This is a genomic window from Rhodococcus sp. 05-340-2 (genome assembly GCF_002258915.1).
GTDB lineage: Bacteria > Actinomycetota > Actinomycetes > Mycobacteriales > Mycobacteriaceae > Rhodococcoides.
The window spans coordinates 164187-179885 of record NZ_NOYU01000042.1; the positions used below are offsets into that span (position 1 = coordinate 164187).

Annotated in this window: 14 protein-coding genes; 6 read left to right on the forward strand and 8 right to left on the reverse strand. The window is 66.2% G+C overall.

Features of this window, described 5'->3' with window-relative positions:
• Positions 1–197 precede the first annotated feature (197 nt).
• The 4 genes from CH271_RS25925 (at position 198) to CH271_RS25940 (ending at position 5629) form a co-directional block, all read left to right on the forward strand.
• Positions 198–1256, forward strand: coding sequence for a polyprenyl synthetase family protein (locus CH271_RS25925; RefSeq protein ID WP_094635454.1), 1059 nt, complete (start codon positions 198–200; stop codon positions 1254–1256).
• 11 nt (positions 1257–1267) lie between these two features.
• Entirely contained in the window at positions 1268–2851 is a 1584-nt protein-coding gene (crtI, locus tag CH271_RS25930; protein WP_256986561.1) for a phytoene desaturase family protein, read from the forward strand.
• Positions 2852–3008: 157 nt separating this feature from the next.
• Positions 3009–4652 carry an alpha-(1->6)-mannopyranosyltransferase A gene (locus CH271_RS25935; RefSeq protein ID WP_094635455.1) on the forward strand — a complete coding sequence of 548 codons (1644 nt, stop codon included), beginning with the start codon at positions 3009–3011 and terminating at the stop codon, positions 4650–4652.
• An 11-nt stretch (positions 4653–4663) separates the two neighbouring features.
• Positions 4664–5629 (forward strand): phytoene/squalene synthase family protein, encoded by a 966-nt coding sequence (locus CH271_RS25940; protein WP_094635649.1) that lies wholly within the window; start codon positions 4664–4666, stop codon positions 5627–5629.
• Here CH271_RS25940 and CH271_RS25945 read toward each other — a convergent pair.
• Positions 5626–5997: an Rv2175c family DNA-binding protein gene (locus tag CH271_RS25945; protein WP_037192837.1), complete on the reverse strand. Its 372-nt coding sequence runs from the start codon at positions 5995–5997 to the stop codon at positions 5626–5628. The two genes, CH271_RS25940 and CH271_RS25945, sit on opposite strands and share 4 nt — an antisense overlap.
• Positions 5998–6183: 186 nt before the next feature.
• Here CH271_RS25945 and pknB point away from each other — a divergent pair, with 186 nt between their 5' ends.
• Positions 6184–8166 (forward strand): Stk1 family PASTA domain-containing Ser/Thr kinase, encoded by a 1983-nt coding sequence (gene pknB / locus CH271_RS25950; protein ID WP_052047897.1) that lies wholly within the window; start codon positions 6184–6186, stop codon positions 8164–8166.
• On the opposite strand, the gene CH271_RS25955 is transcribed toward pknB, so the two are convergent.
• Positions 8167–9552, reverse strand: coding sequence for a class II 3-deoxy-7-phosphoheptulonate synthase (locus tag CH271_RS25955; protein ID WP_032394396.1), 1386 nt, complete (start codon positions 9550–9552; stop codon positions 8167–8169).
• A 45-nt stretch (positions 9553–9597) separates the two neighbouring features.
• Positions 9598–10089, reverse strand: a complete 492-nt coding sequence (locus CH271_RS25960; RefSeq protein WP_027497365.1) for a polyadenylate-specific 3'-exoribonuclease AS — start codon at positions 10087–10089, stop codon at positions 9598–9600.
• Positions 10090–10169: 80 nt separating this feature from the next.
• Between CH271_RS25960 and CH271_RS25965 the strand changes: the two genes are divergently transcribed.
• Entirely contained in the window at positions 10170–11462 is a 1293-nt protein-coding gene (locus tag CH271_RS25965) for a glycosyltransferase 87 family protein (protein WP_373453561.1), read from the forward strand.
• 22 nt (positions 11463–11484) lie between these two features.
• Here the strand turns inward: CH271_RS25965 and CH271_RS25970 are convergent, their stop codons facing one another.
• The 5 genes from CH271_RS25970 to CH271_RS25990 form a co-directional block, all read right to left on the reverse strand.
• Positions 11485–12213 carry a lysophospholipid acyltransferase family protein gene (locus CH271_RS25970; protein ID WP_037192839.1) on the reverse strand — a complete coding sequence of 243 codons (729 nt, stop codon included), beginning with the start codon at positions 12211–12213 and terminating at the stop codon, positions 11485–11487.
• Between the two features lie 179 nt (positions 12214–12392).
• On the reverse strand, positions 12393–13367 hold the full coding sequence (locus CH271_RS25975) for an ROK family protein (RefSeq protein ID WP_037192841.1): 975 nt from the start codon (positions 13365–13367) through the stop codon (positions 12393–12395).
• Positions 13368–13422: 55 nt separating this feature from the next.
• Positions 13423–13896: a hypothetical protein gene (locus CH271_RS25980; RefSeq protein ID WP_037192843.1), complete on the reverse strand. Its 474-nt coding sequence runs from the start codon at positions 13894–13896 to the stop codon at positions 13423–13425.
• Between the two features lie 31 nt (positions 13897–13927).
• Entirely contained in the window at positions 13928–15154 is a 1227-nt protein-coding gene (locus CH271_RS25985; RefSeq protein WP_094635456.1) for an ArsA family ATPase, read from the reverse strand.
• Between the two features lie 29 nt (positions 15155–15183).
• Positions 15184–15618 carry an SRPBCC family protein gene (locus tag CH271_RS25990; protein WP_037192848.1) on the reverse strand — a complete coding sequence of 145 codons (435 nt, stop codon included), beginning with the start codon at positions 15616–15618 and terminating at the stop codon, positions 15184–15186.
• Positions 15619–15699 lie beyond the last annotated feature (81 nt).

A 15699-nucleotide genomic window follows, 5' to 3' on the forward strand; every position in this document is an offset into this window, starting at 1 on the left:
ATAGGTTGCGCCCCAACGAAGCCCGTCGGGCCTCCCTGACGAAAGATGTTCGCTGCACGTCGGTCCAGGGCTTGCACGGCCATTACTGTGGGATTCAGAATTCATGTAATCCACAGCAACCTTGGAGGATCGTCCTGTCCGGAGACTTTTCTTCGCCCGTAGTCGACACACCCGCCGCCGCGAACGACCCCAAGGCGATGCGCACGGCCGTCGATGCGACCCTCGCCGAGTTCTTCGCCTCACGCCGAGGTGTAGTCGACACCGTGGGCGGCGGCTATCCCGCTGCGGTGGCCGACCTCGAGGCGTTCGTGCTTCGTGGCGGCAAGCGCATGCGCCCCGCGTTCGCCTGGACCGCGTGGCTCGGTGCAGGCGGTGAATCCACCGGTGCCCGTGCGGACGCAGTGCTGCGGGCGTGTTCGGCTCTCGAACTTATCCAGGCCTGCGCCCTGATCCACGACGACATCATCGACTCCTCCAGCACGCGACGTGGTTTCCCTACGGTGCATGTCGGCTTCGCCCAGCGCCACCGGGACGCGGGCTGGTCCGGTGCCGCGGACCATTTCGGTGAATCGGCAGCCATCCTCGTCGGCGATCTCGCCCTGTGCTGGGCCGATGATCTACTGCGCGAGTCCGGTATCGACGCCGATGCCGCGCGGCGAGTCCAGCCGGTGTGGTCGGCGATGCGCACCGAGGTTCTCGGCGGCCAGTTGCTCGACATCGAAGCCGAGGCAGGCACCGACGAGAGTGTCGAGGCTGCGATGCGCGTCAACCGCTACAAGACCGCTGCGTACACCGTCGAGCGGCCGCTGCATCTGGGCGCAGCTCTCGCCGATGCCGACGAGAACCTGATCTCGGCCTACCGCAACTTCGGTGCAGACATCGGAATCGCGTTCCAGCTGCGCGACGACCTCCTGGGAGTGTTCGGTGATCCCGAGGTGACCGGCAAACCGTCGGGCGACGACATCACCGAGGGCAAACGCACCGTGCTGATCGCGTTGGCACTGCAGAAGGCGGACGAGACCCGGCCGGATCGTGCAGCCACGATCAGAGCCAGCCTCGGAACCGAACTCGACGCGAACGAAGTGGCCGACATCCGTTCCATTCTCGTCGAACTCGGCGCAGTGGATGCGGTCGAGAAGCAGATCGACGAGCTCGGGACCCGGGCGGTCGCAGCCCTCGACAACAGTTCGATCGAACCGGTCGCTGCGGCGCACCTGCGCGCCATGGCAACCGCCGCCATCCAACGGCAGTACTGAAAGAGAGTGTCATGTCTTCGATCCGCACGGTCTCCGGCACCACCGACACCGTCGTCGTCGTGGGAGCGGGATTGGCCGGTCTGGCCGCCGGTCTGCATCTGCTGGGGGCAGGCAGGAAAGTCACCATCGTCGAGCGTGACGAGACCGTGGGCGGCCGAGTCGGGGTGTACCCGGTATCGGACGCCGACGGATCGCACCTGTACGACATCGACAACGGTGCGAGCGTGTTGACGATGCCGAACCTGGTGCTCGAGGCGCTCGCCGCTGTGGGTGCGGACTTCGAGTCGACCACGCCGCCGATTCGGCTGACCACACTGTCGCCGTCCTATCACACGCGCTACGCCGACGGCACGTCCATCGACGTCTACTCCGATCCCGAAGCCATGGCGGCCGAGGTGGAACGCACCTGCGGCCCCGCCGAGGCGCAGGGATATCGCGAACTGCGGCGCTGGCTCGCCGACATCTTCGACGCCGAGTTCGACCGCTTCATCGACTCGAACTTCGATTCACCGCTCGATCTCGTGGGATCGAAGGCTGCGATCTCCGACACCGCGACGCTCACCAAGCTGGGCGGCTTCGGCCGTCTCGGGCCCCGCGTCGACAAGTTCCTGAAGGACACCCGCCTACGCCGCGTGTTCACGTTCCAGGCGCTCTACGCAGGGATGGCACCCCAGAAGGCCCTCGCGGTCTACGGAGCGATCGCACACATGGACACCTCACTCGGGGTGTTCTTCCCCGAAGGCGGCATGGCGGCCATCGCCAAGGCCATGGCCGACGCGTTCGTCACCGCAGGCGGCACGCTCGAACTCGGCACCGAGATCGTCGACATCACCGTCGACCGAGGTCGTGCCGACTCCGTCGTCACCGCAGCCGGCAGTCGAATCGCCTGCGACGCACTCGTTCTCACTGCCGACCTGCCCGTGGTCGATCGACTGCTCGACCGAGCGGCGGTGTCCAAGAAGGGCCGACGGAACGGATACGGCGTGGTGTCACCGTCGGCGGTCGTCGCGCACGGAACCGTTCCCGTCGAGCTGACGGCGACGTGGCCGGCCCGCGCGCACCACACCATCGACTTCGGCGACGAATGGGCCGAGACCTTCCGCCGCATCACCGCACGATCGGGCAAGGGATCCCTGATGGCCGATCCGTCCCTGCTCATCACCCGACCGTCGGTGAGCGATCCCGATCTCGAAGTGGTGCGTGGCGGAGTGCGCAGCGAGCCGGTGTCGATCCTCGCACCGTGCCCCAACCTCGACAGTGCTCCACTGCCGTGGGGCGAGCTGGCGCAGCCGTACCTCACCGAGATCCTGACGACGCTGGAAGCTCGGGGATACAAAGGTCTGCTCGACGGCTTCACGCTCGATCACATCGACACACCCGAGACCTGGGCGCAGAAGGGCATGATCGAGGGCTCTCCGTTCTCGTCCGCCCACGTGTTCAGGCAGACCGGGCCGTTCCGACGCAAGAACATGGTCGCCGGCCTCGACAACGTGGTCCTCGCAGGCTCGGGCACCACGCCGGGAGTGGGCGTTCCCACGGTTCTGGTGTCCGGAAAGCTCGCCGCAGAGCGGGTGACGGGGCCCACCGGACGGTAGGTTCGTTCGATTCACTGCGTCGACCAACTAAGCTGAGCGCGATCGTTTGCCGGTCGCGCTCATTGCTGCGACCATGATCGTTCGGTGATCGGCGTGAACCATCGTCCGGCGTACAGATCTCGACCCACAACTCGTTGCAGAGGAGGAGCAGGCGGCAATGTCTTCGATCTCGTCGCACTCCACCTCCGAGGATCGATCGTCGGACGGCGGCCCCCCGCCCTCGGCTTCGCCACGACCGTCCAGACTGACCGCAACGGGCAATTTCCTGCGCAGTCCCGAGGGCAAAGCCGCACTGCTCGGTGTGGTCGGTGCCGTCTGCATCGTGTTCGGTGGATTCGGCGCGGGCAGTGTGCGCCGACGCGATCCGTTGCTCGAGGAGATGCACCTGTCGTGGCTGCGATTCGGTCACGGATTCGTACTCTCGACCATCATCGTGTGGGTCGGCGTACTGCTGATGATCACCGCATGGGTTCGGCTCGGCCGCGCCACCCTGCACGGCCGCACCACCGTGGGCGAACTGCGCTGGATCGTCCCGGCATGGACCGCACCGCTGCTGCTGTCGGTGCCGATGTTCAGCCGCGATGCGTACTCCTACCTGGCTCAGGGCGCACTGCTCCGCGACGGATTCGACCCGTATGCCGTTGGACCCGTTGCCAATCCAGGAGTTCTGCTCGACAACGTCAGCAATGTCTGGACCACCACCACTGCGCCCTACGGCCCGTTGTTCCTGCTGCTCGGTCGCGGAATCACCAGCCTGACCGGTGACAACGTCATCGCCGGAACCATGCTGCTGCGCCTGACGATGCTGCCCGGTCTGGCACTGATGATGTGGGCGGTTCCGCGGCTGGCGAAGCACCTCGGCGGCCGAGCGACCACCGCGGTGTGGCTCGCCGTCCTCAACCCTCTGGTCCTGATCCACCTGATCGGCGGAGTGCACAACGAGTTGCTCATGGTCGGCCTGATGACCGCGGGGATCGTGCTGACGCTCGAGCACAGACACGTGGGCGGCATCGCACTGGTCGCGATCGCGGTGGCGATCAAGGCCACAGCAGGCCTGGCGCTGCCTTTCCTGGTGTGGATCTGGATGATCCATCTGCGTGAGAAGGCGCGGGCGGAGGGTCGAACGCCGATGGCGCCCGGCCTGGCATTCGTCAAGACCGCAGGAATCGGAGCCGCCGTCTTCGTCGCCGTGTTCGCCGTGGCATCCGTGATCGCCGGAGTCGGAATCGGTTGGCTGACCGCTCTTTCCGGATCGGCCAAGATCATCAACTGGCTCTCGCTCCCCACGATCCTGGCGCACCTGGTGACCGTCAGCACATCATGGTTCCTCGATCTGCGCCTCGGACCCGTTCTCGACGTCACCCGTCTGCTGTGCGCGATCGCACTGGTGGTCGTTCTCGCGGTGGCCTGGTGGTTGGGCCGCAGATCAGAACGCGATGCGGTCAAGGGCATCCTGATCGCCCTGGTGGCCACCGTTGTCCTCTCCCCCGCAGCCCTACCCTGGTACTACTCGTGGCCGTTGGCGATCGCCGCAGGCTTCGCACTCTCGCGCACGACCCTGATGATCCTGACGGGTCTGTCGACGTGGCTCATGCTCGTCTTCCAACCCGATGGATCGATCGGCCTGTACACCTTCGGGCACGTCGCACTGGCGATCTTCGCCGCGGTCGTCGCGGCTCTGGCCCTGACGCGCGTCGATCCGCTGCGTTTACGATCGGACCGATCCAGGGAACACCGTGCCGTGCCGAACGCGCCCAGGACCCCAGCAACGGAACCGACCGGAGACGAATCCACATCATGAAGGCCCGCGTGATGAAAGAACTGGACGGTATCGATCCGGAGCTGCACGAGGCATACCGCATCTGTCGCGAACTCAACGCCCAGCACGGCAAGACGTACTTCCTCGCCACACGCCTGCTCCCCACCGACAAGCGCGCAGGCGTGCATGCGCTGTACGGGTTCGCCCGGATGGTCGACGACATCGTCGACCTCGAGGGCACCGACATCGCCGTGGGGTCGGACGAGCTCAACGCCCGTCGCATCGTCGAACTCGACGTGATCGAATCCCGGGTGCGCGACGCGTTGGCGGTAAAACCGTTGTCCGACAGCGTGTCCGATCGAGTGTTGAGCGCGTTGTGCGACACCGTGGCGCGCTACGACATTCCGCACGACTATTTCTTCGCGTTCATGCACTCGATGCGCATGGACATTCCGGGAAGCCCGATGTTCGTCTCCCGCTACCGCACGATGGAGCAGTTGCGCGAGTACATGTACGGCTCCGCTGCGGTCATCGGACTGCAGATGTTGCCGATCCTGGGAACCGTCGTCGAGCGGTCGGAGGCCGAGCCGCCCGCCGCAGCCCTCGGCGAGGCGTTCCAGCTCACCAACTTCATCCGAGACATGGGTGAGGACCTCGATCGCGACCGCATCTACCTACCCACCGACGAACTCGCGGCGTTCGGCGTCGACGAAGAACTTCTTCGATGGTGCCGCACCACGGGAAATGTCGATGCCAGGGTCACCCGCGCTCTCGCGCACCTGATCGCCGTCACCCGCTCGATCTACCGCACGTCCGATGCGGGCATCGAGATGCTGGATCCGCGAGTGCGACCGTCGATGCGCACGGCGTCGATCCTGTACGGCCGCATCCTCGCAGAGGTCGAGTCACAGGGCTACCGCGTGCTCTCCCAACGCGCGACGGTGCCTCAGTTGACCCGAGCGCGCATCGCGCTTCCGCAGTTCGCCGTCACCGGCTGGAAGCGCGCGACGGTTCGCTAGAAGGCCATCGCCTGTGCGCGCCTGATCACTTCGCGCATCAGGTCGCCGTGCAGAGCGGCGACAGGTGCACCGGGCAGGCTCTCGTCCTCGGTGAACAGCCACCGCAGGATTTCCTCGTCCTCGTAACCGCCGTCGTGCAGCACGGCCAGCAGACCGGGAAGCCCCTTGACGATGGTCCCCTTGCTCGCGTCGAGGAACTGCTCCGGCACACCGGGCACGCGCGAACGCTTCAGGGCGAGCAACTGGCGATCTCGGACGAGCTGTTCGACGCGGGTCTTGGGGATGTCGAGGATCTTCGCGACATCGGCGAACTGCAGCAAAGACACCGACGGATCGAGCACGTCGTCGGCATAGGGAATGGCACTCACGCAGGTAACGTTAACGGGTCCGGCGTCCAGACTTCAAAAGCGCAGAATCCGGGTCGGTCGGGACCGAGGACACGATCCACGATCGTCGGTCGGCATCTCCGGCACCGATACGATCGACTTCAGCATCCGGCACCGAAGGCCGGAAATCAATGGACGACGAGGGGAGGTTCGGTGATACCGGGTTCGATGCTCGATCGTCGGTACCGAATAGACGCACCGATCGCGCGCGGCGGTATGTCGACGGTCTACCGCGGACTCGACACCAGGCTCGACCGCCCAGTCGCGGTGAAGATCATGGATCCGAAGTTCGCCGAGGACCCGCAGTTCGTCCAGCGCTTCGAGTTCGAGGCTCGGGCCGTGGCCAGGCTCAGTCACCCCGGCCTCGTCGCCGTCTACGACCACGGGCGCGACGGCGAACACGCCTTCCTCGTCATGGAACTCGTCGAGGGCGGAACTCTGCGTGAACTACTGCGCGAACGTGGACCGATGCCCCCGCACGCTGCAGCGGCCGTCATCCGACCGGTTCTCGACGCGCTCGCAGTGGCCCACCGAGCCGGTCTGGTGCACCGCGACATCAAGCCCGAGAACATTCTGATCAGCGACGACGGCGACGTGAAGATCGCCGACTTCGGACTCGTCCGAGCCATAGCAGCCTCCACCGTGACGTCGAGCAGTGTGATTCTGGGCACCGCCGCGTACCTGTCTCCCGAGCAGGTCACCACCGGCTCCGCGTCCGCGAGCAGCGACGTCTACGGCGTCGGTGTCGTGTTGTTCGAGCTACTGACCGGACGCACACCGTTCACCGGCGACACCTCACTGTCCATCGCCTACCAGCGCATCGACAACGACGTACCCCTCCCCTCCACTCTCATCGCGGGCGTACCCCCGCAATTCGACGAGGTGGTCCAACGCGCCACCGTTCGCGCCCCGGAACACCGGTACCGCAATGCCGACGACATGGCTCGCGCTCTGCGCGCTGCTGCGTCGGCGCTCGCGCTGCCCGAGTACCGAGTGCCCGCACCCAAGCGCTCGGCCGAACATCTGAGCTCGGCCGCAGCCGGCGCACCGACGACGGTCGCAGGCGGCCGTCCGCCGGCAGCTCGCACCCAGGTCGTGGACAATTCGCCGCCCCAGCCCCCTCGAGACGGGGTGCAGCACACCCGAGTGGTCACCTCGCCCACGTCCCGAGGCATCGACCACGGCTCCGACATCACCGATCCGCCGCCCGCCGGGCCACCCCCGACCGGCAGACGGCACTACGAGTTCCCCGATTTCGACGCCGATCGCCAACGCTCGCGCCGAGCGATCGTCGTCTGGCTGCTCGTTGTCGCCCTGCTCGCCGTACTGGTCGGCTTCGGCGGATGGTGGATGGGCTCGGGTCGTTACACCGCAGTCCCGATGGTGGACGGGCTCGACACCACCGGTGCCACGAGCGCCGTGGAAGCCGCCGGTCTCGAGTCGGCTGTGCGCGGAACGTACTCCGACTCGGTGGACACCGACCTTCTCATCGGCACCGATCCCACCGGCGGATCGCGAATCGCCAAGGGCGACACGGTGTTCCTGTTGGTGTCGCTGGGTCGCCCCACCGTTCCCTCCATCGACACGGACGCATCCGTCGACGACATGGAACAACAACTGCGAGACCGGACGTTCACGCCCGTCGACGGCGGCGAGGCCTTCAGCACATCCGCTCCGATCGGCGGGGTCGCAGCACTGGACCCACCACCCGGCACCGTGCTGACGACGGGAAGCTCGGTCACGGTGCTGCGCAGCAAGGGGGCACCGCCGGTCGAGGTACCCGACGTACGAGGGCAGAGCGTCGACCAGGCCCGAACGACGCTGGAATCGGTGGGCATCACCGTCGGCGAGGTTCGCGAGACCTTCGACGAGGACACCGATGGCGGCAAGGCGATCGCAACCACACCGGAAGCCGGTCAGACGGTGAGATCCGGGTCCACCGCGGTGCTCGAGGTGTCCAACGCCGTCACCGTGCCGTCGTTGCTGGGTCGGTCGGTCGGCTCGGCCCGGAGCACGCTCGCGACGTTGGGCCTGACGATCGACGTCCGTCAGGTGGTGGACACCGACGGGTCTCTGGTCATCACCCAGAGCCCCGGAGCCGGTTCTCGGGTGGAACCGGGCTCCGAGGTCATGGTCGTGTCACTGCCATGATCAGTCGCGGAGCATCTCGGCGACGAGGAACGCCAGCTCGATGCTCTGCTGCGTGTTCAGACGCGGGTCGCAGGCGGTCTCGTAGCGGCCGGCGAGGTCGAGGTCCGAGATGTCCTGGGCACCGCCGAGGCACTCGGTGACGTTGTCGCCGGTCAGTTCGACGTGAATTCCGCCCGGATGCGTTCCGAGGCCGTTGTGCACCTCGAAGAATCCCTGCACCTCGTCGACGATGCGGTCGAAGTGACGCGTCTTGTAGCCGGTCGACGCCTCGTGGGTGTTGCCGTGCATCGGATCGCACTGCCAGATGACCTGGTGGCCGGTGGCCTGTACCTTCTCGATGATGGCGGGCAGGATGTCGCGCACCTTGCCGTTGCCCATGCGCGAGATCAGCGTCAGACGTCCCGGCTTGTTGGTCGGGTCGAGCCGCTCGACGTACTCGACGGCCATCTCGGGCGTGGTCGTGGGCCCGATCTTGAGACCGATCGGGTTGGAGATCAGCTCGGCCAGCGCGATGTGCGCCCCGTCCAGTTGGCGGGTGCGGTCGCCGATCCACAGGAAGTGCGCGGACAGGTCGTACAGCTTGGGGTGATCGTCGGTGTTGTCCAGGCGCAGCATCGCGCGCTCGTAGTCGAGAACGAGTGCTTCGTGGCTGGCGAAGATCTGCGCGGTGTGCAGGTTGGGGTCCGAGACGCCGCAGGCATCCATGAAGCGCAGTCCGCGATCGATCTCCCCCGCGAGCGCCTCGTAGCGGGCACCGGCGGGCGACTGTGCGACGAACTCGCGGTTCCAGTCGTGCACCTTGTGCAGATCCGCCATGCCTGCACCGGTGAGTGCGCGGACCAGATTCATCGCTGCACTCGCGTTGGCGTAGGCGCGCACCAGTCGCGACGGATCGTGGCCGCGGACGCTCTCGTCGGCGACGAGCGAGTTGATCATGTCGCCGCGGTAGGACTGCAGACCGAGCGCGTCGATGTTCGACGAACGCGGCTTGGCGTACTGCCCGGCGATACGGGCGACCTTGACCACCGGCATGCTCGCGCCGTAGGTGAGCACCACCGCCATCTGCAGCAGCGTGCGGATGTTGCCCTTGATGTGCGGCTCGGTGTTGTCGACGAAGGTCTCGGCGCAATCGCCACCCTGCAGCAGGAAGGCCTCACCGCGAGCGACGGCGGCGAGCTTGTCCGACAACGCCTCCACCTCACCGGCGACGGTGATCGGGGGAACGCTCTCGAGCACCTTGCGCATGTCGGCAGCATGCTCGGGATCCCACTGCGGTTGCTGCGCAGCCGGCTTGGCCAACGCATCGTCCAATCGAGAGCGCAGCGTCGGTGACAACGGCGGCAGGTCGGGCAAGCGATCGATGGGTACGTCGACAGTCCAGTTCACCGCTACAGGATATTCGCACCGCCGAAGCCGCAGGACAACGGGTGTTCACCCGCGGTACGAGTACTCCTCGATCGCCTGGAACTTCGCCAGATTGTGCCGCGCGTCGGCCAGGGCGTCGTGAGCATCGTCGGGAACCGACGGCAGCTCGGGACTGCCGCGATCCTCCCAATGTTGGCGCAGCTCACGAGTGAACCGCGGCAACGAACGCGGCAACTCGGTCATCGAGCCCCACAGCTGACAGAGGGCCACGTGGTCGTACGCCGCCACCCACGCCCACAATTCGACCTCGGCACCGTAGTGCGGAACGAGAAATTCGAGCAGTTCGTCTCGGATTCGGGACCGGCTCATCCACAGCGGCGACGAGTACGGTGGCAGCTTGGGAAGCACGTTGCGTCGAACCCAGCGGCCGGCGCGCTCGGGGTCGAACTCGGAGGACACCGCATAGAACTCGCGACCGTCCTCCGACACCACACCGATCGAGACCAACTCGATTGTGCGACCATCCTCGATGAACTCTGTGTCGTAGAAGTAGCGCACGCGGCTCACCCTAGCGCGTCCCCGACACGTCCCCCACGTACCGGTAGCCCCGATCCGAAGAGCCCTGAAAGGGAACGCCAGTGACTTCGCCCGACTCCAACCGTCCGGTCGCCGAAGCATCGGAGCCGGCCGCGCCGACGCGACGCCGGTGGCCGAGTTGGGCGGTGGCGTCGAGCAGGGTCCTCGTTCTGATCGGTGCCGTCGTCGGTGTGCTGTTCCATCTCAACGGCTTTCCGGGGCTGCGGACGATCGGTGAGCATTACCGTCTCGATCTGGACGTGTATCGACTGGGCGGGCAGGTGTTCGCCGAGGGCGGGGATCTCTACGGTCAGCTGCCACCGATCGCGACCGGTACGACGCTGCCGTTCACCTATCCCCCGATCGCCGCGGCGATTTTCAGCCCGCTGTCGTCGGTGTCGCTGTACGCCGCCTCGATCGCGGTCACCGTGCTGTCCATGCTCTTGCTGCTGGTGACCGTCGTGGTGACCCTCACCTCGCTCGGACTGCGTCCCCGCACGCTCGTGTGGTGGTCTGCCGGAGCTGTGTTCGCCGTGGCCGTGCTGCTCCTCGAGCCGGTCACCTCGACGCTGAACTACGGACAGATCAACATCGTGTTGATGGCGTTCGTTGCACTGGACTGCTTGCCGAAGAAGACGCCGTGGCCCCGAGGTGTGCTGATCGGTCTCGTGGCCGCCGTCAAGCTCACCCCCGCAGTGTTCGTACTGTTCTTCTTGTTGCGCAAGGACTTTCGCGCAGCAGTGGTGTCGGTACTGAGTTTTGCGGTGTTCACCGCGATCGGCTTCGCGCTGACGTGGTCGGACTCGGTGAAGTACTGGACCGAGACGATCGTCGATTCCGACCGAATCGGCGGCCCGGCCTACCCGCCCAATCAGTCGATCACCGGGGTGCTCGCGCGGCTCGGGTTGGACGAACTACCCCGGTCGATCCTGTGGCTCGCGTTGTCGGTGGTGGTGCTCGCCATCGCGGCGGTGGCGATGCGAAAGGCGTTCGCCGCAGGCGAGACTGCGCTCGCGCTGACGATCAACGCCATGTTCGGACTGCTGGTGTCGCCGGTTTCCTGGTCACACCACTGGGTGTGGGCCATCCCGTTCGTCGTCGTGCTCGCCGTACTGGGCTACCGCCGCCGCAGTGCGCTGCTGGCGACTCTGGTGGCCGTCGGGCTGGCGTTGATGCTCTACCCGCCGCACTGGAAGCTCGGCGAGGGTCGATGGAGCGGGCTGGGCTGGCCGCTCGTGGATCAGTTCGCTGCCTCGGGCTACGTGTGGTGGGCGCTCGCCTCGATCGTCGCCACGGCCGCGATCACGTGGTCCGATCGAACGAACGCGACAGTCGGTACACGCGCCGCGCAGTGATCGCGACGCGGGCCGAACAGGATCAGCTGGCCTTGGAATCCGGGATACGCTGCGCGGTCGGAGCCGACTCCGCCTCGGGTGCAGCCTTTTTCAGGGATGCGGCGTACACGTCCACGTACTCCTGACCGGAGAGCAACATCAGGTCGTACATCACCTCGTCGGTGACGGCACGCTCGACGAAGCGATTGCCTGCCATGCCCTCGAAGCGAGAGAAGTCGATGGGCTTTCCGATCCGGATGGTGACCTTCGCCGGACGCCACACGCGCGAACCGATCGGGTTCATCTTCTCGGTACCGATCATCGCGACCGGGATCACCTGAACTCCGGTCTGCAATGCCAGACGCGCCATCCCGGTCTTGCCCTTGTACAGCCGCGCGTCGGGTGACCGCGTGCCCTCGGGGTAGATGCCGAGAACCTTGCCTGCCTCGATCACGCGTACGCCTGCGTTGAGCGCGTCCTGTGCCGCGTCGGCTCCGGTGCGATCGATCGGCACCTGCCCGACCGCGGTGAAGAACCATTTCTGGAACGCGCCCTTGAGCCCCGGTCCGGTGAAGTACTCGCTCTTGGCGAGGAAGGTGATGCGGCGAGGCGTCTTGAGCGGGAGGTAGAACGAATCGAGAACGGCCTTGTGGTTGCTGGCCAGAATGACCGGACCCTCCGTCGGGATGTTCTCCGCACCCTCGATCGTGGGCCGACCCAGGGCGATGAGAAGGGGGCCGACGAAAATGTACTTAACCAGCCAGTACCACATTGACATGCTCCCTGATGATGGTCCGGAATTCGTTTGGTGCCGCCTCGCCTTGAAGCGAATCGACTGCGGCCGTGCGTCCTCGAACCGTGCCGCGTAGTGAACTGTACCCACGGTTTATGACACCAGCCACATCATCGCCGACACGGGGACAGAGGTCACAGGAAGCGAGCGAAGAACAGTCAGCGGACCCCGGTGACGAACTGCGCCCGGGCCAACTCCGCGGCCCCGATCATGCCTGCTGCCTCACCGAGTTGAGTACTGCGAATTCGGGCCAGCGGTCGGTGCCCCGCACCGGTCACCAGCTCCGCGTACTTGTCGGTCGCGCGCGCCAGGAACTGACTCGACGACGTCGCCACTCCACCGGCCAACACGATCAGATCCGGGTCGTACACGTCGCTGACCATCGAGAGCCCGACGCCGAGCCACTGCGCGAAGTCTTCCATGGTGCGGCGGGCGATCGAGTCACCCTCGTGCGCAGCACTGGCGATCCGGCGGCCGGTCAACGAACCCGGGTCGAGGAACACCTCACGTGCCAGGGTCGTCGAGGACGCCGGGTCCGCCGCCAGCAACTCGACTGCGGTGTCCACCAGAGCAGTGCCGCTGCAGTACCGCTCCCAACAACCGCGCTTGCCGCAGGGACAGGCCCGGCCGTCCGGCACGACCTGGATGTGACCGAGTTCCGGTGCCACGCCGTGGCTACCCCGATAGATCCTGCCGTCGATCAGCAGCGCCGCACCGATGCCGGTACCGATGGCCACCATCACCACGTTGCGGCCACCGGACGCGGCACCGAAGCGATACTCGGCCCACGCCGCCGAATTGGCGTCGTGCTCGAGCAGCACCGGCAGACCGATGCGCATGCTCATTTCCGTCGCCACCGGAGTGTTCACCCACGGCAGATGCGGGGCGAAGAGAACCGTCGTGCGGTCGGAGTCGATGAACCCGGCGACGGCGAGCCCCACTGCCGCGATGTCGTGTCGCCCGGCCAGCTCCTGCACGGCCCGATCCAGACCGCGTTCGAGCGCGCGAGCAGTGTGCGGGGTGGGAGCGGCCGTCGAGTCGAGCACCTGACCGTCCTCGTCGACGACGGACGCGCGCAGGCTGGTCCCGCCCACGTCGATGCCGACCGTCAGTCGCTGGTGGTGCCGCTTCATTCGTTCATGCCTTCCTCGGCCGTCCCCCACGCGGCCTGCACCCGAGTCGCGTCGATCACGGACGCTCCTGCTCGTCCGAACGCGAATTCTTCACTCGAACGGTAATCGGAACGAACGACGCGGGGCGGTCGTCCTGTGATTTCGTGTCCATCGACACGTCCGCGACCTCTGCCGGGTCCGAGGGGGCACCGGCGCTGCCGGGCCCGGGTTCGGCCGCGGTTCCGGGTGACGACGGGGCGGGCGGAGCCTGCGTTGCGGAGTGCGTCGCCCCGGAGGTCGTGTGATCGGCGAGCAACTGACGCAACAGCGCGATCACCACGGCGCTCTCGGAGGCCACGAGTTCGACGAGATCGTGGCGCTCCCCGCGCACCAGCGCCGCGAGTGCGCAGACCGGGCACCAACTGCATCCCTGTTGGTCACGATCCTGCTGTGTCTCGGCGACGCGACGCAGGATGGGCTCCAGTCGCGTCAACACGGTCTCGGCCAGGGCCAGCAGGTCCGCCCCCAGCTCGGAATGGTCCGAGTTCATCGACACACCCCGACCGTCGGGGTTGTAGGAGTCACAGTGGCCACACGTCGGGGTTCGGACGGAAACGCACCACCAGGCACGGTCCGTCGAGTTCGGCGGAGTCCGCGACGCACCGACGCAGCACCGACGCCAATCTGATGCGCCGTCGCCTCCCGTCGGCACTCACTATCAAGTCGTCCTCCACTCGCCCCAGGCCCAAGGTCGTCGAATCCACCACCGGCAGAAGCATTCTCATCGCGTACACGGATTCGAGTCCGCGACCCGACTCGAGCACAACCGAAGGTTGCTCACCCCAGCCCGGCGCGCGCCGTTCGAGGGAGTCCGGTTCGAGGCGATCGGCCACATCTTGCAAGGGCCCCAACCCTACCGGTTCGCCGGGAGCGTGCTCCACCTCCACGATCGGCACCGTGCCGACGCGTCGGCGCAGCTCGGCGACCGCGTCGAGCTGCGCCGCCCGCCACCTCTCGAACCAGAACACGGCCGGATGAGCGCCCACCAGACCGATCGACGACGCGTTGAGCTTCGGCAGGATTTTGTTGACCAGAACACGATCGATTCTGATTCCGAGCAGAGCAGCTGCCGACAGTGTTCGTTCCGCGTCGACGACCGAAAGTTGTTCGGCGGTCACGACCACGGTCGCGCCGGTTCGGGCGGAGTCGGTGATCAGGGACCGTACGGAGTCGACCTGCGCGAGGATTCGCTCGATCATCGCCACCACGAGGGTCAGACGTACATCGGAACCGGTGCCGGCGACCATCCGTGCGTGCAGAGGCCAGATCCGCTCGACGTACGCGGCGACGGTGTCGGGCAACTGCAGCATGCGTAGGGCATCCGCTGATGCGGGCAGGTCGACTATGACTGTGTCCCAGCGATTCTCGTCGGCAAGACGGCCGATCTCGTGCATTCCGAGCAACTCTTCGACTCCGGGGAGACCGAGCAGCTCCTCCGGTTCGATCGCCCCGAAGCTCACCCCGTGTTCGTGTCCGGCGGACGCCACGGCCATCAGCGAGCCGAGCCCCCGGTACCGCACTTCGAGCAACGCCAGCGTGTCGATCTCGACGATGTCCAGGCCGGGCGCGATCGAACGAACACCGGACGGGTCCTCGGCCTCGGCGTCCCCCGCGAACGCGTCGGCCAGCGAGTGCGCCTGGTCGACGGAGGCGATCAGCACCCGCTCACCGGCCTGGGCGAGTCGCAGCCCCGACGCAGCCGCCAGCGTCGTCTTACCCGCGCCACCTTTGCCGAGAAACAGCAACACCGTGGTGCGGGCTTCGGTGCGAGCTTCGCTCAGCCTTCGACCCGCTTCTTCAATTCCTTGAGCGCAGTGTCGGTGATGACCTTCTCTGCCTTGCGCTTGAACAGACCGATCATCGGAATGTTCAGGTCCACGGTGAGCTCGTACGTCACGTCGGTGCCGCTACCGGACTCGCGCAACGTGTACGAGCCGTTCTGGGATTTCTGCATCTCGCCCGAGACGAGGTTCCAGGAGACCGAATTGCCGTCGGCTGCCCAGTCGTACTCGAGCTCGTAGGTGTCTTTCACCATCCCTGCGTCGAGCACGAACTTGACGCGCTTGCCACGACCGTCCTTGCCGACTTCGAGGACCTCGACGGACTTCGCGGCCGACACCCACGTGGGGTACGCGTCGAAATCGGCGATGACGTCCATGACCCGGCTCGGTGGGGCTTCGACGACGATCGACCTCTGGGTTTTCTCCGCCATGACTACTCGTCCGCTTCCTCTCGGGTACTTCGATCAGCTCGGCTCGCTTCTGCACCGCCGAACTCGCGCAGGCCTATCTCA

Bases quoted from the DNA above. Each gene is read 5' to 3' on its own strand.
- CH271_RS25925 (WP_094635454.1), top strand. From the start codon at position 198: ATGCGCACGGCCGTCGATGCGACCCTCGCCGAGTTCTTCGCCTCACGC.
- crtI (WP_256986561.1), top strand. From the start codon at position 1,268: ATGTCTTCGATCCGCACGGTCTCCGGCACCACCGACACCGTCGTCGTC.
- CH271_RS25935 (WP_094635455.1), top strand. From the start codon at position 3,009: ATGTCTTCGATCTCGTCGCACTCCACCTCCGAGGATCGATCGTCGGAC.
- CH271_RS25940 (WP_094635649.1), top strand. From the start codon at position 4,664: ATGAAAGAACTGGACGGTATCGATCCGGAGCTGCACGAGGCATACCGC.
- pknB (WP_052047897.1), top strand. From the start codon at position 6,184: ATGCTCGATCGTCGGTACCGAATAGACGCACCGATCGCGCGCGGCGGT.
- CH271_RS25970 (WP_037192839.1), bottom strand. From the start codon at position 12,213: ATGTGGTACTGGCTGGTTAAGTACATTTTCGTCGGCCCCCTTCTCATC.
- CH271_RS25975 (WP_037192841.1), bottom strand. From the start codon at position 13,367: ATGAAGCGGCACCACCAGCGACTGACGGTCGGCATCGACGTGGGCGGG.
- CH271_RS25980 (WP_037192843.1), bottom strand. From the start codon at position 13,896: ATGAACTCGGACCATTCCGAGCTGGGGGCGGACCTGCTGGCCCTGGCC.
- CH271_RS25990 (WP_037192848.1), bottom strand. From the start codon at position 15,618: ATGGCGGAGAAAACCCAGAGGTCGATCGTCGTCGAAGCCCCACCGAGC.